The sequence below is a fragment of the Entomohabitans teleogrylli genome (assembly GCF_001484765.1).
Taxonomy (GTDB): Bacteria; Pseudomonadota; Gammaproteobacteria; order Enterobacterales; family Enterobacteriaceae; genus Entomohabitans; species Entomohabitans teleogrylli.
Map to the genome: position 1 here is coordinate 43809 of NZ_KQ947383.1, position 20871 is coordinate 64679.

Annotated in this window: 21 protein-coding genes and 1 pseudogene; 2 read left to right on the forward strand and 20 right to left on the reverse strand. The window is 47.8% G+C overall.

Features of this window, described 5'->3' with window-relative positions; genetic code table 11:
* Positions 1-19: 19 nt before the first annotated feature.
* The 8 genes from AQ981_RS11350 to AQ981_RS27250 all read right to left on the reverse strand — a co-directional run bounded on the left by AQ981_RS11350 (position 20) and on the right by AQ981_RS27250 (position 10518).
* Entirely contained in the window at positions 20-748 is a 729-nt protein-coding gene (locus AQ981_RS11350; protein WP_058911865.1) for a hypothetical protein, read from the reverse strand.
* 13 nt (positions 749-761) lie between these two features.
* Entirely contained in the window at positions 762-2684 is a 1923-nt protein-coding gene (locus AQ981_RS11355; protein ID WP_058911866.1) for a hypothetical protein, read from the reverse strand.
* Between the two features lie 52 nt (positions 2685-2736).
* A complete protein-coding gene (locus AQ981_RS11360; RefSeq protein WP_058911867.1) occupies positions 2737-5769 on the reverse strand; it encodes a host specificity factor TipJ family phage tail protein in 3033 nt (1010 codons plus the stop codon).
* Entirely contained in the window at positions 5766-6146 is a 381-nt protein-coding gene (locus tag AQ981_RS11365) for a hypothetical protein (RefSeq protein WP_058911868.1), read from the reverse strand. The genes AQ981_RS11360 and AQ981_RS11365 overlap by 4 nt, the downstream gene beginning before the upstream one ends.
* Before the next feature lie 13 nt (positions 6147-6159).
* Entirely contained in the window at positions 6160-6639 is a 480-nt protein-coding gene (locus AQ981_RS11370; RefSeq protein WP_058911869.1) for a DUF1833 family protein, read from the reverse strand.
* Complete coding sequence (locus tag AQ981_RS11375) at positions 6636-7106, reverse strand: hypothetical protein (RefSeq protein WP_058911870.1); 471 nt, start codon at positions 7104-7106, stop codon at positions 6636-6638. Before AQ981_RS11375 ends, AQ981_RS11370 begins: the two co-directional genes overlap by 4 nt.
* Complete coding sequence (locus AQ981_RS11380) at positions 7107-9665, reverse strand: phage tail tape measure protein (RefSeq protein WP_058911907.1); 2559 nt, start codon at positions 9663-9665, stop codon at positions 7107-7109.
* Between the two features lie 94 nt (positions 9666-9759).
* Entirely contained in the window at positions 9760-10518 is a 759-nt protein-coding gene (locus AQ981_RS27250) for a zinc ribbon domain-containing protein (RefSeq protein WP_071608877.1), read from the reverse strand.
* Positions 10519-10898: 380 nt separating this feature from the next.
* On the opposite strand from AQ981_RS27250, the pseudogene AQ981_RS26015 reads away from it, so the two are divergent.
* Together AQ981_RS26015 and AQ981_RS26885 are read left to right on the forward strand one after the other, a co-directional pair.
* Positions 10899-11205, forward strand: a pseudogene (locus tag AQ981_RS26015) (ORF6N domain-containing protein); the annotation flags it as partial.
* A gap of 264 nt (positions 11206-11469) precedes the next feature.
* Complete coding sequence (locus AQ981_RS26885) at positions 11470-12063, forward strand: ORF6N domain-containing protein (protein ID WP_082683185.1); 594 nt, start codon at positions 11470-11472, stop codon at positions 12061-12063.
* Positions 12064-12125: 62 nt separating this feature from the next.
* Here the strand turns inward: AQ981_RS26885 and AQ981_RS11390 are convergent, their stop codons facing one another.
* The 12 genes from AQ981_RS11390 to AQ981_RS11450 all read right to left on the reverse strand — a co-directional run bounded on the left by AQ981_RS11390 (position 12126) and on the right by AQ981_RS11450 (position 20825).
* Positions 12126-12482: a putative periplasmic lipoprotein gene (locus AQ981_RS11390; RefSeq protein ID WP_058911871.1), complete on the reverse strand. Its 357-nt coding sequence runs from the start codon at positions 12480-12482 to the stop codon at positions 12126-12128.
* An 81-nt stretch (positions 12483-12563) separates the two neighbouring features.
* Positions 12564-13094 carry a KilA-N domain-containing protein gene (locus tag AQ981_RS11395; RefSeq protein WP_058911872.1) on the reverse strand — a complete coding sequence of 177 codons (531 nt, stop codon included), beginning with the start codon at positions 13092-13094 and terminating at the stop codon, positions 12564-12566.
* 188 nt (positions 13095-13282) lie between these two features.
* Positions 13283-13546 (reverse strand): phage tail assembly protein T, encoded by a 264-nt coding sequence (locus AQ981_RS28520; protein ID WP_058911873.1) that lies wholly within the window; start codon positions 13544-13546, stop codon positions 13283-13285.
* Positions 13547-13578: 32 nt separating this feature from the next.
* Complete coding sequence (locus AQ981_RS11405) at positions 13579-13932, reverse strand: phage tail assembly chaperone family protein, TAC (RefSeq protein ID WP_058911874.1); 354 nt, start codon at positions 13930-13932, stop codon at positions 13579-13581.
* 23 nt (positions 13933-13955) lie between these two features.
* On the reverse strand, positions 13956-14438 hold the full coding sequence (locus AQ981_RS11410) for a phage tail tube protein (RefSeq protein ID WP_058911875.1): 483 nt from the start codon (positions 14436-14438) through the stop codon (positions 13956-13958).
* Between the two features lie 53 nt (positions 14439-14491).
* The gene (gp17, locus tag AQ981_RS11415) at positions 14492-14857 is read right to left on the reverse strand and encodes a tail completion protein gp17 (protein ID WP_058911876.1); all 366 of its coding nucleotides are present in this window, start codon (positions 14855-14857) and stop codon (positions 14492-14494) included.
* A complete protein-coding gene (locus AQ981_RS11420) occupies positions 14854-15390 on the reverse strand; it encodes an HK97-gp10 family putative phage morphogenesis protein (protein WP_249226304.1) in 537 nt (178 codons plus the stop codon). Before AQ981_RS11420 ends, gp17 begins: the two co-directional genes overlap by 4 nt.
* Positions 15380-15712 (reverse strand): phage head closure protein, encoded by a 333-nt coding sequence (locus AQ981_RS11425; RefSeq protein WP_058911878.1) that lies wholly within the window; start codon positions 15710-15712, stop codon positions 15380-15382. The genes AQ981_RS11420 and AQ981_RS11425 overlap by 11 nt, the downstream gene beginning before the upstream one ends.
* A 266-nt stretch (positions 15713-15978) precedes the next feature.
* Entirely contained in the window at positions 15979-16305 is a 327-nt protein-coding gene (locus AQ981_RS11435; protein WP_058911880.1) for a head-tail connector protein, read from the reverse strand.
* On the reverse strand, positions 16302-17336 hold the full coding sequence (locus tag AQ981_RS26890; protein WP_058911881.1) for a hypothetical protein: 1035 nt from the start codon (positions 17334-17336) through the stop codon (positions 16302-16304). The genes AQ981_RS11435 and AQ981_RS26890 overlap by 4 nt, the downstream gene beginning before the upstream one ends.
* Entirely contained in the window at positions 17333-18685 is a 1353-nt protein-coding gene (locus AQ981_RS26895) for a phage portal protein (RefSeq protein ID WP_058911882.1), read from the reverse strand. Before AQ981_RS26895 ends, AQ981_RS26890 begins: the two co-directional genes overlap by 4 nt.
* A gap of 202 nt (positions 18686-18887) precedes the next feature.
* Complete coding sequence (locus tag AQ981_RS11450; protein WP_058911883.1) at positions 18888-20825, reverse strand: phage major capsid protein; 1938 nt, start codon at positions 20823-20825, stop codon at positions 18888-18890.
* Positions 20826-20871: the final 46 nt, after the last annotated feature.

A 20871-nucleotide genomic window follows, 5' to 3' on the forward strand; every position in this document is an offset into this window, starting at 1 on the left:
CGCACAAAGCGGGGCGCGTTCACATCATACCAAGAATTGCATCAATAGAATCATCACTGATCGCATTATCAAAAGCCAACAAATGACCGTAATTTCCAAATCGTGATGCGAGGGAACCCTCGTTATTCACCAGACCGAACTGAAAATTAGGGTGCAGCGAAATATTGCGCATCGCATCGTCATGAAACGTTTTAGAGTATGTATCCCCGACTCTCAGGGTAACGGTTCCTGTGAGCGTGTCGATCCTGAAAATTACAGCTACAGCCGTTCCGGGAGTTAATGTCGGCCCGTCGTAATCTGATGCAGCCAACGTGTATAATCCGACTCTAAATGTCAGCCTCCCTCCGTCATTCATGATCCAGTATGTAGATCCTGTTGCTGCGGAGTTGCTTGATATTCCGATAGTGTCTGTAATTTTTGTCGCGAACGTGCCACCTCCATTAAATGCAGGCGTAGTTGCGCGCCAGCATGTTTCATTACTGCCAATGACAACTGCTGGTGTCCCTCCCGGCAGCGAACTAATGGAGAACGACGCGGCGGCAATAGTTGTCAGATTAGCATCTGTGAGACGGTCATAAAGCGCCTGAGGGTTTGAGCCTGGAACCCTCCCATAAGCATCATCAATGTACGGCCAGTAAACTAATCCCGGGATATTAGCCACGGCAATTTCCTCCAGTGTAATATCCAGAGGAATTGTACCTGCTTGCCCCTGAATGTCGTCGAGAACAATAGCTGTGCGAGTAACCATATTTAACTCCTAATCATTGGTTGATTATCAGGGATTTTCCGACTGAAAAATTATATATAAAATCGTTGTCAAAACTGGATTTATCGCGCTCATCACTATCGCGAACAGCACCGCCCGCGCCTGTTTCTCCGATCGCGTATTTAACGACAGAGCCAGCAGTTGGCGCAGCAGACAGAGCAATATCAACAGACGATCCGTCCGTTCCGATGGCAACTGATAAAATCGTTACGCTCGTATCAGAAATATAAAATCCATAATTTCCGTTAGGGTTTTTACCGCGCAGAGTATCAAGGACAAGATTCCCTATTGGTCCTGCTGTGTTAACATCTCCTGACACAGAGTTATTAAATTTAACTGTCAGTGTGGTGCCTGATAATACAGCTGATACTGGTCGCAGGCAGTCCCATTTTTTACCCTGCAACATAAATCGTTTTGCTCGTGCTCTTAATTCACCAGTTTTTACATATCCCTCCGCAAGCATATGCTGGGAATCATAATACGGAAACTGATATTTTGGACAATATAAAACAAAATTAGTATCCGTTTCATGTAAATTAACCTGCGCCGCAGCTACCCCCTCGGATGCAGTTCCACCAGTTGAGCACTGACTAAACGTCATTTTAATTGAGCGGGCTGTTTGTCCTGTTCTGCTAACTGCATCAGTGCGGAAGTCACTAAGCCACTCACGACAATAACCCTCATATTCAGCCTGAGTAGTATTTATTTCTGCCTCGCCATGCATTGTGTCCAAATCACCAACTCTGTATATCCAACCACGCTCTTCTACTAAATATTGTGCGGCATCAATTGCGGTAAACATCGCATCCCAAACATTTGTGCCTCGCTTCAGTGAATTATACGTACTGGCACCCTTACCGGAAACAATAGGCAATAAACGGAAGCTGACATTTTTATCATTTTTTAAAAATGTCATCAATGCATTTGTATACGCAGACCATATAGTTTCTCCTAAAACACCATTATCCCATCGCTCGTAAATTGGCTGGACGCCAGTAAAGTCATCAATGGATGGCGGGGTATAATTGTCATTATTAACAAAAACCCTAACGCCCATGCTATTTCCAAGTGAGTCCTCTCCATTAAGCATCAAGCATAAATCACCATGACGAGATGGTTCTGAAGAGAACACTTGCCCAGAAATTGCTCCTCCAGGTGTGGTATTTATAAATCCCCTCGATCCAAGTGATAAAGACTGGCCAGTTCCCACATCACTACGTACAACACCCGGCGCATAAACAGAATCAGACTCATCGCTGATCCCATCGACGTAATTGCCATCATCATCCAGATACCAGCGGTATAAACCACCGACGACGAGACCGGAAACAACCCGCTTTGGTCCCCGCGGTATGCGAATGGATGACGTATTCAGAATCGCATCCATCAGCACAGGATTGCCGAGATTTTCGAAAGCCGATTCATAATTATCGTGTCTGTGGGTGCTTATGAGCGTACCTGAACCGTTAACAGCCAACAACCACTCCCCACCAGACGTTACACCCCAGTGAATATTCAGCGGACCACGTGGTATTCTCTTTATAGACTGGTATGACGCTGATGAATAATAGTCTCGATAAAGGGGGGCCAGCAGATTTCCATTAGCAATATACGCAACCTCAATTGCAACCCCAGATGAATTCCTGTAATAAATAAACGAGTACAGGCCACTATTTTGTGGCACCCTGAAATACTGTCCATCCGTAGTTGCTGAAATACCGCTAGATTTATCATCAAACGTAAAATTAGCAGTATCAAGAGATGTAATAATATTATCAAGCATGCGCAGGCTACTACGCTCCTCGCCGCCGCGATCCACCCATTTATCATCATACCCATTCATTGCCTTATCTAAATTGGTGGCGTTAATCAATAAGACATCAGGAATGGAAGATCCCAATGGAGGTATGAGTGCCATTTTTATTGCTCCCGTTAAAAAACCCGCCGAAGCGGGTTATAAATTGTTTAAATTATGCCACATCACCTGGATAGGTTGATCTGTCGTAATCGTAAAAGCTTTCCCTATATTCCTTTGCTGTGACCTGACAGGTACCATCAGATTGTGGGGCTATTTCAGATATAATGGCGTCATAACCCACCCGGGATGAATCACAGAAAATAAGCCTTGGCGGCTCTATTACAGGATCGTTCATAATAATATCGGAGAACTCATCCAGGTATGGCACTGAAAATTGATAGTCACCCACCCTGGTTGCCACAAGAAGCCCAGATGCTGATCCATCCTGATAGCGAACCAACGCGCGGGGATTTTCATACGTCCAGTCAAGGGGTTCAGATACAGTAAATACCGTTACGCCACCTTCTGTTGAAATTCCAGTAACGAGACATGAAATCGTCATACTGCCCGGGATATCATCAGTGAATATGATGCGATCTCCGACGTTGTAACATAATGCATCCAGCTCAGTTGTGGTGGTGAATGTCAGGCGCTGTTCTCGGTATTTCATCAACCGCCGCATACCTATCTGGTAGGCATGATCCTGGTCGAGGACACCATCCAGCGTATAATCCTCAATTTTCAGCGGTGTTGGATTTCCAGGTGTCCTGCACTGCACGGTCTCTTCAGCCCAGGTGGTTCCATTGATATATGTGACATCAACGCCATCATAATCATCATCAGATGGCGCTACAAAAGCCGTCTGCAAATCCTCTGTCATCTCCTGTGGACTGATTATTCCTGTCCACTGCTTTACGCCCTCCCTCGCTACAGTTGCCAATCCATCAGACAGAAGAAAATATGATTTTCCGGCGGTGGCTATCTTCTGCAGCATTTCCAGGACAGAGACACTGTCTGTCGTCGCGTAGTCGAAATATTCACCCTGTGGCGTCCAGTGGTTCTGCTCCATAGCATCGATTGCCTCGATATCCATCGCCAGACCCAGAGAATTACCGACGTGATAAAGCGCCGCAGAAATAGTTCTGGCCGTCCCGGTGTCGTAAACGCGGGTTGCCACAATATTCACTCGCTTATCAGACTGCGCAGCGAGTTTTCCCCCGGTATCCATCGAGATTCCCATTGTCGTCACTCCGGCGTACGACGTAGGCCTGGTAAGCAGTCGACCTCTCAATGCCTGCCAATACATACTGTCTCGACAGTTATTTTCACCCTGCTCATTAGTGCGCCTGCAGCGCACCTCGACAAATGACGGTTCTGGTAGAGTGATCCGCTCAGTGAATCCCAACCCATTAATATTCAGCAGCCGGTAACTGCCCTTCCTGCTGATCCACGACCCACCAGAACCATACGCGCGATACTGAATTTCCCAGTAAACCGTACGCGGCCCTTTGCTGCCGCTTTTGGTGAACCAGCACAGACCATTAGGAAACGAAAAATTAACCTCAAACGCGTCAATCTTTTCACCAGATGGACACGCGAGGAATGGACCAAGCCATGTGTCGTTTTCATTGATGCCAGTGGCTGAATAGTCGATCATGGTGCGGTTAATAAATCCCGGCCATGACACATCTATGGCACCATCAACCAGGCGATTCACAGTGGCCGTGGTTCCGTCGACAGAAATTATCTGATACTCATTCCCGCGATGAGCAAGCGACATGCGCTGCACTCCCTCAGGAACACCAGAGAATGCGGTTCCAGTAGCGCTGCCGTATGCAAGGGTCGCATTGGCTACCACAGCAGGACTCCCGCCAGTTGATTGACTCCCTGGTGTATGCACCGGAGAGGACCCAAAAACGGTTTCAGGCAATGTCGATGATGTGATATCACCCCCCAGCCATGGGCTGGACTCCTCTGTGATGCGGATCAGTCCACCGTTATCCTGAGCCACCAGGCCAGACCCGGCCAGCCCATCAGAGATGGCCACCAGCAGGCCTGACATATTTACATAGTTGGCAACCAGAGAAACTGTATAGATCACACCCTGCCAGGTGACAGTAAATACCTCATTTTCAGTAGAGAAGTCATAGGTAACTGGAGCGGCATTACCCTGAACAATGGCGGGGCTTCCACCCTCACCCGGCACCGCATCCTGACCAGGAACCCATGATGCAATGAACAGATCATAATCAACGCCAGCAAAACTTAGCGTTACAGGCATTCCAACATATGGCGCTATTTCCATCAGCACTTTACTGGCGAGGACACTGTAGCCAGATGATGCGGAAACACTGAAATTTACCGGCGCCATTAGCGTGACAATTGCCCCATCCACCCATGAGTCAGGCAATTCACTATCCGCGCCATCGTCATCACCCAGCCCAATAAATGATACGCTGTTACCGGACACGGTCATGCTGTCTGCGATAATGTCATCTGACTCCGGTGCTGTCTGTGCCATATCCAACCCTGATCCTGATGATGTCCCACCAACCTCTGTAGATCTGAACCAGTTTTCACTACGCCTGTCGGCTGATACGTCAGTACCCGGTGGATAAGTTGTATAAGAAAATCCCGATATTGATGATCCAGGCGTGTCACCAACGCGAATATCTCCACCTGAGAACGAGAAATTTCCCACCCCGAGACAGACAAACATCTCAACTGTCATCTTCGTTGGATCATCAGCGTCAAACCGAGTAATGGGCTGCAGAATATAGTCAGGATAGATGCGACTCTTTCCAAATAACTCGCGAATAGGGTCACCCAACTTCGCAGTATTCGCCTTTGCCGGGTTCAGATCGAGACTTCTTCCTGTTGATGTGGTGTTGCTTCCGGTATCAATCCCCTGCGTAGCATAAATGGCGTACGCGACTGATGCCGCAGCAACGGCAATGGCAACCCAAACCGCTGCGCCATATGGAACTGGATAGATGCGAACATCACTGTGCTCATGTAGCTGGCACAAATCCCATTCAGATGCTGGAACGATATGACCATCGACCTCAACGGAGATTGGATGCTCTCTATCAATGGTGTATTCATCAACATTCGCCAGCATCCATTGATGGAATGTTACGTCACCATGCTCATGGGTTTCGAGAGGATGCCCGGGCAACCTGGATGGATAGATGCGAATTGTCACTGCCAGAACTCCACTTTAACAAAGCGGCGCTTAAACCGCGCCAGAGGAAGAAATGTGACATTGCTTTTAGGGTTACACTCTGCGACATGAAGCTGGTTGCCTATACTGACCACAACAGCAACATGTGTGACGGCAGACCCAGAATAACAGGCAACGCCTGCGCCTTCGCAGGGTTCACATTGATTCAGGGATAACATCATTTTCCTGGCCTCTCTATTGAGCCCGTCACCGTCCTTTGTTACACCAGCAAAATCAGGCCATTCAGGCAGTCCTAGATCGCGGCGCACTTCGTTAACTACTCCGAAACAGTCAAGCTCGGGGTAAGTGCGACCACCCTTCAGCCAGACGACTGAACGGTATTTATCTGGGTCAAACATAATGATCCTTCTCTTATATGTATCTGAGTCCGGGAAAGTTGGGCAGTGTATAGCGGTAGCGTGGCCAGGCTGTATCAAGCACATTCATATAACCGGCGGTTATCTGGGCCTCGGTTGCTGTCCAGTAGCCACTTTTAATGTCCAGAGTATAGGGGGGTGAGGCTGGCGCGCTCAGATCGGTTGATACGTAATTTCGGTATATCAGCGATGCGCTGTGCCCGGCATCCCCGGCGTTGCGAATGGCTGTTGATACAGCGCCATTTATATTGCAGATAGCGAATTTCAGATCCTGCGTGCCGTCACTGTTTCTGGCTGGCAGAGCGATGTCAATGGCATACGCTGGAAAGGTAACCGTATTGCCATTTTCTGTTGTTGCGGTGATATCCCTGTACCCCTTGCTGAGATAGATAACCTCATCACCTATATTTATCTGCAGCGTCTCAACAATAGCCTCTGCCCCTGAGGATGTATAAAGCCTGTTCAGGATCGTCATGATTTCGGCCACTCCCTGTTTAGTGCAATATCGATAATACTGGAACCGGCGATCAGTTCAGGGTAATAACCCCATCCCGGGGGAAGAATGGGACGCTCAAATAATTCGATCTTAGCGCTGTACCGCCAGTACATCCCGCCCTCAGGTGTCGGCCCCTCCGGTATATCCATAAAGCGACACACGTACCCCTTCTCCCCGAGCGGCGTCAGCAATGGCATGTTGAACCACGCCACGCCATCATTCAGCACATCACGAAACCACGCATCAAATACCTGGGCCTGAGCGTCAGTAAATATCCAGGCAATTGATGTTTCCGTCGGCACGAATGTATAAGCTCGCCTCTGCCGGCGGCGGCCAGTAGACATTTGGGTGGTTTTCAGAGGTGAAACTGGTTTGAGCCCAAAGCTGTCTTTTAGGGGGCACGGGAGATAATCAGACGGATAATCGATGTTTGTCGTGATATCCAATTAGCCAATCCTCCTGCCTGCATTAGTTTTGGCCATCAGCACTTTGTGTAGATCGCCGGTACCTGTAGCGATAGAGTTAACCGCCTGGCGGTATCCTCTCGCAGCACCCTCATCAGCAGCCCTTTTCACCAGTTGGATGGTTGCATCAGACGGATTGCCGTTAATTGGTATGTTGATGTTGGGAGCGTAAATATTTCCCCTGTTTCCTACCGCATCCCGGTTAACCCTATCCAGGGTGGCATCCAGTTTTGCGCTGGTTTGGGCTGTAGTGACTCGCTCTCCCTGCTGAAGGAGCCACGTGCCCGTTTCCGGCACGCGATCCAGACCATCATGAGCCATACCAGATAAAGCCGCGGTGGTAACGCCGGCTGCGAGCGGGATTGTTGCCGCTGCCGCTGCAGCCATCGCAGCCGGCGCCAGACCAGGACCAACAATGGGGATGGCTGCTGTCGATGCGTACGCCGCAAGTTGCGCCTGTAAGGATGTTGCCTGGGCGTTAGCGATCAGCCCGGTAGCCGCGCTGGACTGCGCTGTTTTGCCGACCAGCAATTGCACCGCCTGATACACAAGCCATTGCGCGGCGATATCTGCCAAAACCCTGATTATCGACTTACCCAGATCAGCAAAGGCATTACTGAAGGCGTCTCCAAGATCCTCAGCGCCGGTAACGAGGTCATACAGATTGCTGGATACCGATGATGTTGCAGAGTCCATGACAGATGTCAGCGCGTCTGCGGCCTGCTGGTAATAGTCTGAGGCATTGTCAGCAAAGTTCATCAGGGCATCAGATAACCCGCTTTCCCAGTCGCTCTTCTGTTCGTCGGCCTGCTGATAATACTCCTCCTGAATCTTCAGGCGGTCGTTGAGAGCCTCCTGCAGGACCGCCGTTTGTTTATCGTAGAGTGATTTCTCAATATCACCGCTCTGGTATTGCAGCTGTAGCTCATGCTGCTGATTGAGGAAACCACGCTCGATCTCCAGCCTCTCACGCATCCTATCCCGGGCTTTATCCCCCAGTCCGGCACCAACAAAATCAGAGTTAAGCACCGCGGCGTCATTACGGTTCTGGTTCTGCAGTCCTGCTGCGTAGGATGCCACCTTGAGGTTTTCGATATTCTCCTTTCTCAGGTTTTTCAACTGATCAAGTTCTTTCGCGAGCTGCTCAAGGCGAACTTTCTGCTTCTCGTTAACGCCTGCCAGTTTGCCGTCGGCAATATCAAACTGGAGTTTCTGAAACTCAGTGACCTCCTCAGTTTTGCGGCCAGTTGTTTCTATAAGAGCAATCTGCCGCAGGTAGCTGAGTTCAAGTGATTTATATGCGTTCTGGAGTTTCTTCACTCCTGAGTCTATTTTTTGCTTTCCGTTTTTCTCCCCAAGACCCAACTCATAACCATTGCCAACAGTTGCCTGAGCGACAGGTAGGTTTATAAGATTATTTTTATTTTGCTCTTCTCGTAACTTTGCAAGTGCATCATAGAGCCTAGTCAGTTCATCTCTTGCGCTTTTTTCAGTATCATCTATCCCTAACAACCTACCAAATAAAGAGCCATTTTTTGAATAATTTGATATTGTTTTTGTTAAATAGTTAATTCTCTCCTGTATTTCTGCGGAATTTGTTATATCAACATTACCGCTTATTGCAGCCACTCTATTTCCAGTTATAGTTGCAATTTCACCAGCCTTTGAAGCTATAGTAACAATCCACCCGCCAAGTTCTGCAACTTTACTAACAAGTTGAACCAAGCCATTTAATACATTTGGATCTGTGAGTATGTTTCTTACATTTTCAAATGATTTTGTAATAGCTGAAAGATCTACCTTGGCTAAACCTGAAGCTATTTCTATCTTAAGGCCCCTAACACTATCCTCAATCTCCTCAAATAGTGAGTCTATTTTTAGCAAATCATCAATTGATTTTTGGTCTGGTGCTATCCCATAATCCTTAGAAAGCTTAATAAACTCCTTTAATTTTTTGTTGTTATTGTCAAAAAGTGGAATTAATTTAGAAAGATCACCGCCAAGACTTTCTAATATTGTGATTTTTTCAGCATTTGTTTTTATTTTACCAAGCGCATCACCAATAACTAATAACTTTTGATCTGGCGTTAATTCAGATAACTTTACAGCAGAAAGACCGAGAGCATTTAATGCTTTTACTGCTTGTCCTGATTTATTTATTACTGCATCGCCAATTTTATCATCTATATCACGGAAAATATCTGCTATTTTGTTACCATATAATCCAGCCTTCTCAGCTGCATACTGCCATGATAAAAGGTCCTGCGTTGATATTTTGAGAGAGCTGGATAACTTATCTATCTCGGATATCTGTTTTGCTGTAGATTTCAAAAGATGAAACCCTGCTGCGCCAGCCGCTGTGGCAGCAGTAATGGCTACACCTGCAACTTTAGCCAACCCAGCGCTTGCTGAGGATGCATCCTTAACTACTTGCTCCCTCCATTTTGCTGATGCGCGCTCCGCTTTTTCAATGCCGGAAACAAAGCCCCCCGTTTTGGCTATTACGTCAATTGTAAGAACACCCAGAGATTTATTTGCCATAATAAGCCCCAAAAACAAAAAAAACCACCTGATTATAGGTGGTTTGTTGGATAATAAAAACTATGACTAGTTTTGCTATGTGTAAATCAATAAATCAATTTTTGCCACCTTGTAATCTTTGAGGGTAATCATAAGTATCAAAATTAAAACCTTGTTCACCAGCCTGATAAAAAGTTACACCAATCACAACATTTTTATTCTTTTTTATATAAGACTCGAAACCTTTTGGATTTTTAAAAAAAATCATATTTGATTTTCCTGATGCCTCAGAAACTGCATGCCACACCCTAACCTTATCATCATCACCTCTTGTCCTTATTGAGCAATCTTGATATCCGCATATTATTTGCCCTTTTGATATTACAACATATGCATCAAATCCTTCACTTCCTTTTCTAAATATAAGTGTTAAGAATGAACCATTTTCATCATTATATGGATAATCAAATTTCACTGAGTTTTTAGAGCGAGCCAATAAATAAGATACCTTTTTTCCGGTTACACTATCTACATCTTCATGTGTAAGCCAGTTAACTACCTTAACTTCTTTTTTTATTGTTGTTGTATTTTTAGTATTAGTTGTTGTTTCTTTTTCATTCTGAGAACGATTAACTCCATCATTATTTTCTGATGAGTGCTGGGTCGTGTTGTACAATTCTTCTTCTGGTACATCTGAAAAATTATTAACAACAAAACCAAACACTAATACTCCAAGAAAAATAACAAATAACATAGCTCTCATAGATGGCCCCTTGTCTATGCTGATGACATGCACTGGAGCGCCACATTTAGGACACGACTTTGCTTTGTCAGATATATTTTCACCGCATTCTTTGCAATTAATTAAAGACATTCCACGCCACCCTCATACTATTTTTACAAATAGTAGCAGTTATCAGGGAAACGATCAGCTACTGCTGATTGACTACACGATCATCCTCTGGACAGAACGTAGCGCTGCTCATCACACCAGGATGCTGTAAGCCAACCGCGATTGACTGAGTTAGCGGTATAGTTATATGATTCAGTTTGGTGCTCAAAACACCTCAACAAACAGCGGTTACCGCGCCCGACAGATATGCGGTTTTTTTGTGTCCAGATTTCTTGGTTTATGACCGGGCGTGCGGCTAATACAATACCAGTAATGGGAATATGCCCGCCGACTTTCGACGGTTTTGAGCGCCCGGTCCCCCTCAAAAAGGGTCAATCAAAATATTCGAAAGGACATAAATCATGAAATCCATCTCAGCAGAAACAGTCTCACCAGTCACTCACAATCAGAGACCAGTCATCACCACCGAGTTACTTGCACAGCTTTACTATACCTATAGCAACAATATCAAAGTCAACTACACCCGTAACGCTGAGCGTTTTGTTGAAGGTAAACACTTTTTCAAAGTTGTTGGTGAGGAGCTGAAAAATTTGCGGGTTACTTTAAGTAACTCACAAAATCCTGTTTCTCCAAAAACCCGCCCCCCTTATCCTCTGGATAGAACGTGGCGCCGCACGACACGCCAAAATGCTGGAAACCAATCAGGCTTGACGTTATGGGTGGTAGCTTGTAGATTTATGAACGCGAGGCGTCGAAACCTCTTCTCAGCGCGGTCATAACCAACCCCGATAGTGTTGGATTTTTTATGCCTGTTATTCAGTGGTAGCGCTATGCGACCACGCACCGATCAATGTCGGGAGGGCGACGAATACAACACCCGCACGGGGAATAAGTCCGCGGTCTCGTTGAGCCGTTTCGAACCTCCCGGCACCACTACGTTAGTGGTTATTCGAAAAAATCAACGAGGTCATCATGACTAACCATTCTCCAGTAGAAAACCTGCCAGTTGTTACTTATAACACCCTTCCTGTGATCACCACTGATATGTTGGCTCAGGTTTATGGCACTGAAACCATCCGCATCCAGCAAAACCATAAGCGCAATGGTGATCGTTTCATTGCTGGAAAACACTTCTTTAAGCTGGAAGGAGATGAATTAAAAACGTTTAAGAACAGACTATCTTTAAGCGAGTCTGTTGGTAAACGTGCTCGCAGCCTGATTCTCTGGACAGAACGCGGCGCCGCCCGCCACGCCAAAATGCTCGAAACCGATCAGGCATGGGAGGTCTTCGAAAAACTGGAAGACTGCTACTTTAACCAGCGGCAGAGCGCAGAGCCGCCGGCACTACCCAGGCGCTGGCTGATGTCTGTCGATAGTGATGGGACACAGAAAGCCACCCCGATACCTGATGATGCGTATGTGATGAACGCTCAGGAATTCCTGTCAGCGCTGGCGCAGGATGCCAGAGTAGACAGAAAATTGCTGGCAGACTTCATCATTGTGGCCACACAACGACTGCATCAGGGATACGAATACTTCAGACGTAAAAGCCAGAGTATGATGTGAAAACAAAAGCCCATTCGTGGGCTTTCTATCAGAAAAAAGCCACCAGAAGGTGGCTGAATTCATCAACTTGCATTTTCACAACCGGACAGGCTGCGATCAATAATCAGGTTTCCCTCAACCCGCAATCCAATCTTGCCAAACAGGAAGGAGTGGTTTAACTGTGTAACAACAACATCAGACAAACCAACCGCGCAGCGATCTTTTTCAATTGCGCGGTCTGCTGCTGTTTTAACGTTAGGGATTCCTGTAGGGAAGATAATCACGGGATAGCTATCCTCAGCAGTTACGCGCTTGCCTTTAAAGAACTGGCCGCCATTCAGATTGTAATTTTTTGTACTCGCCACGGTAAGATCCGCAACACGGACAGTACAACCGGTTAGTAAAAGAGCCCCCAATGCTACTGCTATAATTTTCTTCATTCCATGTTTCCTTTGATTGCAATCGGAAACATCCTATCACAAGAAATTTACATGGCAATGCGGGCATCCTTGCCACAATAGTTAAGCCTCAAAGCCAGGCAGGTACATTTGAACCTCGTCAACCACGCGAGCGCGGGCAGTCAAGAGCAGGCGTTTTCGTCCACCAGCACCCCATTTACCCATTCTACTTGCACACTGGCTCACCTCCCTGGTTTCGGCGTTTATCACATGGTCAATTTTATTTAAGCGGGCCATGGCATCAAATCCCTGGCGGACAAGAGACTGGAAGGTTTGATAAACACGGATTTCAAATTCAGCGCTAAGCCACGCAGCATAGCGAATTGCAACGATCTCCAGAGCCCAGACGCCTTGATTCAAGCCACCGTTAATAACCCTAACCGGTTGATTTTTTTCCAGAGTGCATTTTTGCATTCTGGCTAAAGTCTGAACAAAATATTTAACCTTTTTTGAGCGAAGAAACTGGCTTGGCCCTTGATTCTCTTTGGCCTGACCGCTGCACACTGCCGAAGCGTGCAGATCATTCAGGCTGTAGCGCCCTTCATCGTCAACGCGAACGGAAACGCCGTTTACTGATACGGTTGGATATTTCATGCGATTTACCTTAAGAAAGCGAACCTGTCACACAGAAAAGCCGCCCCAAGAGGCCCGCCGGCACTAGCGGCAGTTCTCAGGATCGCTTTCTGTAAGGTTCCTGGATTATAACGTGCGCGTGTGAAGCGCGGAGGTTTATTGCGGATATAAAAAAGCCCGGACCATGCCGGGCGGGAATTGCTGCAGGGCTACGCCCACGTATGCATAGCCTCTTCCAGTGAGATAGGTGCTGTCTTTATGTGGGGTGCGAAGTCAGCCAGTTTAAACGGTGGCGTATTTTTCCCACGATTGACATTGGCTATGACAGAAGCCACCAGCGCGGCACCCCATTCCGTTCTCACGATTGGGTTCAGGCCGCCATAGCGCCGGCGGTATTTGAGCCAGAGCCGGTATTCAGACAGGGACAGGTTTTCCATTGCCTCAGCGATTGTCCTGCCACCTATCCCGTTCATCACAAGCTCGCACCAGACCTCCTCCTCTGGCGTCAGCTCCTCGTCGTCTTTCCCAGGTTATTAACCTCCTGAATTGCTACCAGGAGCGCAACAGTAAGCGCGCCATCCAGCGCACCACGCTCAGGATCTGCCTCCCCAGTGATATCGGCGGGGGTAAAGATGGGGTGCCCACCCTCATCACAGACGGACGCCGCTATCCTGCCGGCGATGCCATCAATTTTGCCGGCGCTGGCCAGCACATCAGAAGTCGCTGAATGGTAACCCAGTGGCCGGATGAAGACTGTCGCCGTCAGTTCATCATCACCCTGCTTCCAGGTGATTTCCTTCTCAACCGGTCGCCCTGTAAATGCACCTGCCGCCTTCAGATTATCAAGAGTCAATTTCATTTGTTTTTCCTGTTTTGAGTTAATCAGCTTCCGGCTTCCACTTTGCGGATCCAGATACCCGGGCCGCTGCGCTGCATGGTTGCACTGGTTGAAACAACAGCATTAGCCTGAAAATCAAACGGGAAGTCGCTGACGTAGGCGCGGAATGTATACCATGTCCGATCTGCAGGCAGCGACAGCTCTCCAGATGAAATCGTCGGCTCTGATACGCCATCTGACCAGCCTATCGCCCACTGAATAAGCTCATCCTGGTACTCGTCCAGCTCTGCCAGCTGCCACATTAAATAGTGAGAATCGTTTTCAGGATCCGCGTTGATAGTCACGGTCGCCTGCCCCGGGGTGCGCAACCCCTTCTTATAGGTGCGGCTGTTACGCTCACTCAGGCAGGTGTCTTCAATCTGGTCAGCCGGGTTGGTTCCCGGGTTAAATGACGTGATGCACTCAATTTCATGTACGACACCACGGATCAGCGCATAAAGCTGGGTGCCCTGCGTTAACACAGACATAGGTTTTCTCCGGATATAAAAAAACCGGCTCAGCGCCGGCGGATGGAAGGTTTTTAGCGTTTGACTATCCAGTCAACGTCAAACGAATAACGGTATTTTTTGGTAACGTTGTCGCGACCCTGCGCACCCCAGCGCGATATGTAGGCGCTGGTCTCTATTGCGTTACGGAGTGCCATGGCGACGCCAAGCGCCTGAACCGGGGTATCGGCGTAAACATCTATTTGGGTGGTATAACTGTCATAGTCAGGCGTGGTATCGAGATACATCTCTGCACCGCCGGAAATGTTCTGCCATACGGCGTAGGGATACACTATTTCATCATCCTGCATGCCGAACGGATACAGGCGTACAGGGTCAGAGCCCAGCACAGCGATAACATCAGGGTTGGATGAACAGACAGAAAAAATGGGTGCAATCATGCCGCCCCCCTGCTTGCCCGCTGTATGGCGCGGTCCAGAGCCCTTTCAAACTCCGCCGCAAAAACGTTAATTACAGCCGCGTCAGGGCCGTTGATAATCGGCCTGAAAATTGGCTTTGCCGCAGCGTGCTGCGTACCAAACTCAAGAAATCGCCAGTACCAGGTATCACCGCCAGGGTTACCATTATCGCCTGCAGTTTTGTACGTCTTGCCGGCGCGACCCCTTCTTACATTCTCCTTTGTTTTGGCATACTGTCTGGCGCCACCCATCACTCCAACCCGAAATGCCAGGTTGCCAGTGCGCTTAAATGTGACGCTCCCCCAACTGGCCACGATGTTTTTAAAAATTGCCTCTCTGGTCATTGGATTGTCGACGCGGCTGGCGCTGCGTCGTGCGCGGTCTCGGAGAACATTAGCTGCCTGCCTCAACGCATGGCGGCCAGCCTTATTCCTCGTCACATCAGATACAGCCCGCATCTTCCCGATAAGTGGGTCCAGACCTGTCAGATTTATAACTATCTCGTCAGCCATCATTGACCCCTTCAGAGCATGGCAGCGTCATATATTCCAGTCCACTCACCGGATCTGGAAGGACGCCGCTGATGTTGTAGATTTTCCCGCGATAAATAAATCTGTGCTTACTTGTCACATCGGCACGATAGCGAATAGTGATCCTGGCAGTTATTTCACTCTGTACAGCCCGGGCAGAAACAAACTCCTTACCAGAGAGCGGGTAAATCTCAGCCCACAACTTTGCTACATCCACCCACGAGTCGATAATCGCCCCTGTCAATGTGTCCTGGTGTTTCTCCGAACGCTGCAACATAACTCGATGCCGTAGCCTGCCAGCCTTCATGCTACCTCCCCGATCTGCCGCTGAGATATGTCACTGGCTCCTGCTGCTCAATAACCTCGTCATCCACCAGGGACTGAATTATCACGGCGCACAATGACTCATTAGACTCCGCCAGACGGTTTATCGCTGCGGTCTGTTCCTGCTGTGCGATCGTCTGCGCTCGAATGGCCGCCAACAATTTGTTTAGATCGTTCATACGCAATTTTCACCCACTTTTTAATCCACGCCTTTCGGCGCTCACAGCCTGCACAAGCCATGACATATCCTCAAATAATGGTTGGCCGGCGTAGGTCGTAAATGAGCATTGATACAGAGAAAGGAAGCTCTCCCTGTTTCAGCTTCTCTTCTTCTTCCCCACCACGATTTCTGTCCATGTAGCCGAGCAGAACGAGCAATGCAGTCTGAACCCGGGTAAGCGGTTCACCGACTATCAAATTCCCGGCAGCATCAACAACTCGCTCCCTGCTTCCCTGAATGTAGGCAAGTATCGCCGCGCTTCCGCCCTGTATTTTCATCGTCAGGTCAGAATCTCCGTAATCGTCATCAATACGGAGATGCATTTTTGCCTCTTCGAGACTGACCAGCTCAATCATGGTTTATCCCTCAGATCGCGACCCTTCTTAACAGCAAGAGTCCAGCCCTTAGAACCGGCTTCGCCTGGCTTATCGCTTGTTGCTTCATTGCAATGCCAGAGAGAGCCACCCCATGTGACGGTATCTCCCGGTTGGTATTCATTACCTGCTTTGAAAACATCTCGATAAATCGTTACCGGAATATCGAACGATTTAATTTCCTTAATACCGCTTGCCCTCTCAAGAGTGATGGAGAAAGAGCGCTCTTTATCCTGCTGGATGTCAACAGCTGATACACCGTCAACAATGCACTCCCAGCCACGCATGCCGAATGTCTTCTCATGAGAACGCCACAGGCCGCCGTTGTGCGTAGCGTAAGTGCCACGAGGATAGCTTTTCTGTTCATCTATAAACGGCTCAAGCTCTATTGAGAGAGCGTCGCGGCCATCTTGCCCGGGCTGTGGGGAAGGAACCTTAGCAGCCACTTCTTCTGCCAACTTTTCAACGTCAACAGGAGCCGGAAGCGATGCTGAGATAACCTCTTCTACTAATGGCCTCAACTCCTCAACGGTGACGCTTTTCCCATCTTTCGGTTTTGGTAGTTCAGCCATCACGATATTTACTGCCTGAACTATGTCTTCTGCAGTACAGTCCTTGCCGTCCTTCGGCGCTGGTATCCTGTCTATAGCGTCGTTAACCATTTTCTGAAGCAGCGGCTCAACGTCTTCAACGGTGATGCTTTTACCATCTTCAGGAACGCGAATCTGCTTCACCGCGTTAGAAACAGCGTCACCTACCAGTTGGTTTAGATCTGGCAATTCTGGTGCTTTTGGCAACTCAATGGCACTTACCGCATCCGCAACCATTTTTGAAAAGTCAGGTGCTTCTACTGTTTGAGTTTCAGGAATTGAATTCTTCAGCTCCTCCAGTTTCTTCTCAAAATTGCCGGCTGTTTTCTCCAGCGCTTTCTGAAAGTCACCTTCCATTTTTTTTATCGCTGCTCCGAACTCTTCACCCAGTGCTTTTATCAGGGATAATTCACGTTCATTCATTTTGTTAATAATCCTCTGAGCATTGATTTTGCAGAGAAAATCTCTGTCTCGCTTAATGCTTTAGAGCCATCATCGGCAGGCACTTCAACAGGCTGAGTTGTCTTCTGACTGGTTCCAAATGGGTTTTCCGAAGCGTCACGCCTGGCCAGCGCTGCAAGACTGTAGTTTTGCTGTTGCAGGAAGAGTGAATCGCCACCCTCGACAGGAGGGAGATTCTCGCTTTTACGGGCCTCGTTGGGTGTGAGGATGGTATTTTTGACGCCATCGCCCAGCGCTTTCATCCTGCGCTCACTATCCATACGCAGCAGAGCACCGATATCAAGTTCCACGCGCTTTTTTGGATCCAGCTCAAAGGCTTCTTTCAGAAGCGACTCGATAGACTCAATCAACACCTGCAGGCACTGCGAGTAGTATTGCTGCTCAAGCGCTTCCACGTTGTCTGAACTGGGTATTTCACCCACACCAACTTTGTATGCCGGTACGTGAAAGGCCGAACAAACCATTTCAGCAGATAGTTTCTGTTGCTCAACGGTCTGCGCATCGACTGCTGTCATCGTCACAGACTGATAGCTGGCACCTCCGGAAATCAATCCGGTTTTACCCGCGTTTTCACCGGTATATCCTGCGTCCCAGTTGGCTTTTATCTCTTTAGCTTTCTCTTCGCTTATTGAGCCGGGAACGGTGATAACACCACTTGGTTTCCCACCATTCTTAAAGAAGAACGCAGAGCTTTCCTGAATGTGCTTACCCTGCATTGCAGCCAGTCCACACGCATAGATAGGTGAAATACCAATCAGTGGATGGAACAGGCAGTTAAAGCGATCGTGAATGATTTCGCGTGCAGGTACGGTTACCTGTGCCGGTAAACCACTAATCTGGTCAGGACTGATTTGATAAAAGACAGAGCCATCATCAGCAACCAGGGGAATGACTTTATCCGGATCAAGAATGCGAAGCTCTGTATTCTTACCGGCATTGTTTTTTACCCTCATCACGTAGGTGTTACCGCGTGAAAGTTTTGAATTCATCCATGTTTCAAAGAACTGAATTGTGTTCTGAAACTGGTTAGGCTTGCTGATTAATGTATCGAAATTGGTATCAGAAATTTCTTTCCAGATACCGTTAGAATCTTTGGACTGAATAGCGGGCGACATCTTGGAAATGTCACTGGCTATCAACGTAATGCAGGAAAACACCGCGTAATACGAAAGCACGGTCTCATTCCTGATTTCCATGTTTCTCTGCCATGCTCCAGCAAACGGTTCTCGTACATATGAAAAAATTGGATTCCAGCCACGGGATGATGGTTGCTGCAATGCTTTCTCTTTCCGTCTAAAAGGATTCCACATCAGCCAGTCTCCGCGTTAACTTTTTTCTTTTTCTGTCTACCAACTTTTTTGCCAGTCATATATTCAGCTTTATGCAACAACACCAACACCTTTGCACACTGGTCATTAACTATTTTTTCGTCGCCTGGCATTGAGTCATGTGTACTCTGTAGGTATCTGATCTTTGCCATGTCAAATGGCGGGGTTTCCCCCGCCCTCCTTCTTAGCTGGTTTGACCGGATGAGTAATTAACTCCGCTGATGACTGCTACAGCGGCAGTGCGGCGGCGCTTCCAGTTAATCCAACGCTCAGCACGAATTGCTACGCTATTGGTCTGCCACATGGAAACCAGTTCCACTGCTACAGGTGTAATGCTATCTCCTGTTGGTTCTGATTCCATTTCCAGTGATGCCTCAGTTGACATATCAACCGCAACACCACCTTCATCAGCCAGGTATACGTCTGGAGCATTCATCAGAATCAACTGATTACCAACATACTGAGAGACAATGGCCGGAAGCCCTTCAAACGTACCTCCAAACATTGTCATATCAGGGTACTCTTTTTGACCAAGCGCATTTTTACGCTTAGATATAGCCAGAGCGGTAGAGCTGGACATCAACCAGACAGCGCCAGTAGGTTGCAGATTCGCATTGATGAATACGTCAAATGCTGCAGTGCTGTCAGCATCAGGATCTCCGGTACTTGGGATGGTTGTTGCTCCATTGGTAATTGATGCAGGTGATATACCAGCAACTTCAGTTTTAGCAGGATCAACAAAGTCTGTATCAAGGCGAGCAATGACTGATTCAGCAAGGGAGTTACGTACAAGAATATCCGCTTTAGGATTTGAGAAGCGGATAAGTTCTTCTGTCAGGACTGAAATTGCAGCCACCTTTGAGAAACCAAATGTGATATTCGAAAAATCAAACTTGGTAAGTGGTTTTGCTTTGCCCTGTCCAACCCATTGCGCCGCTCCTCCTGATGTCTGAACAGGAATTCGAACATTGAAAGGCACTTCGCGTAGCGAAGGGATATTTCCTACACCAAATTGTCCGATAATGGTTTGTGGGCGAAGGAAATCCACAAAATCATTAGCAAAATCCTGGTATTCAACTAGCGCCCCAGCCCATACAGGATCCGTAGTGGTACCGGCCTCTACAGCAGCCTTAAGGACATGGTGTAGTTTAGTATCTTCGGGATATTTGCTTTTAGCGATTGAAAGCGCTTCAGAACGTACACCTTTAGCTGCCGCCAGCGCCTTGGTAAAGCGGGCCATTGCAATACCTTTTTCCAACTTCGGCGGAACTCGGATAATTGATGGCGCATTATTCACCACGGTAACCTCACCGGATGCAGCCTTAGTAACAGGCTTTGCAGTGGCTGCCATATTGTTTTCCATATCGCGAAGACGTTTAAGATGCTCGTCCACCGATTTAATTTCTGAAGAGGTATTGTCATAGCTTTCTGTCTCTTCAACATCCAGTGTACGCCCTTCATCAGCAGCCTTGCTCATGATGTCACTCAGTGAAGCGGCCAGCGCTGCACGCTTGTTTTCGAAACTTTTAATTTGTTCAGCGATATTCATCGTTGGTTTTCCTTTTTGAGATATTTGCTTTTGTGCTGTAGCGCCAGCGGATTGATTTGCTTTAACCACGGGTTTCTCATTGCCAAGCGCGGCGAGTAACTGGCGGTCAAAAGATTTAACTGTCTGAATTGAGCAGTCGGCGTTTGCAGGGATGGTTACCGCGGATGTTTCAAGCATTTCCCATTCCTGAAAATGGACGCCGCCAGAATCAAGGAATGCGTATTTAATTGGCTTGAAGCCTACTGAAAGGCCTTTTACCAGTTGTGATTTGATAGAAGCCCATGCCTCTTCTAAACGCGCAGCCAGTTGTGAAGGCATATCAGGAGTTGGCTTGACCAACTGCGCGGTGATCTGAATTCCTTCTTTCACCATCTTTGGGGTGCAGTTTCCGATTGGCTGGCTTCTGTCGTGCTGCCAAAGGAATGGGATTTCTTCACGAAACTTAGCACCGCCAGGCTCAAGAATGTCACCATCACGGTCTGGTGAAGGCGCTGATGCAATACCGACAATGACTCGCTTGTCTTCATCAACTGACTTCACCGTCATGATGGTGCATGCCCGGTTAAGCGTCATTTTCTGTCCTCCAGAAACGAAAAAACCCGCCGGAGCGGGTCAATAA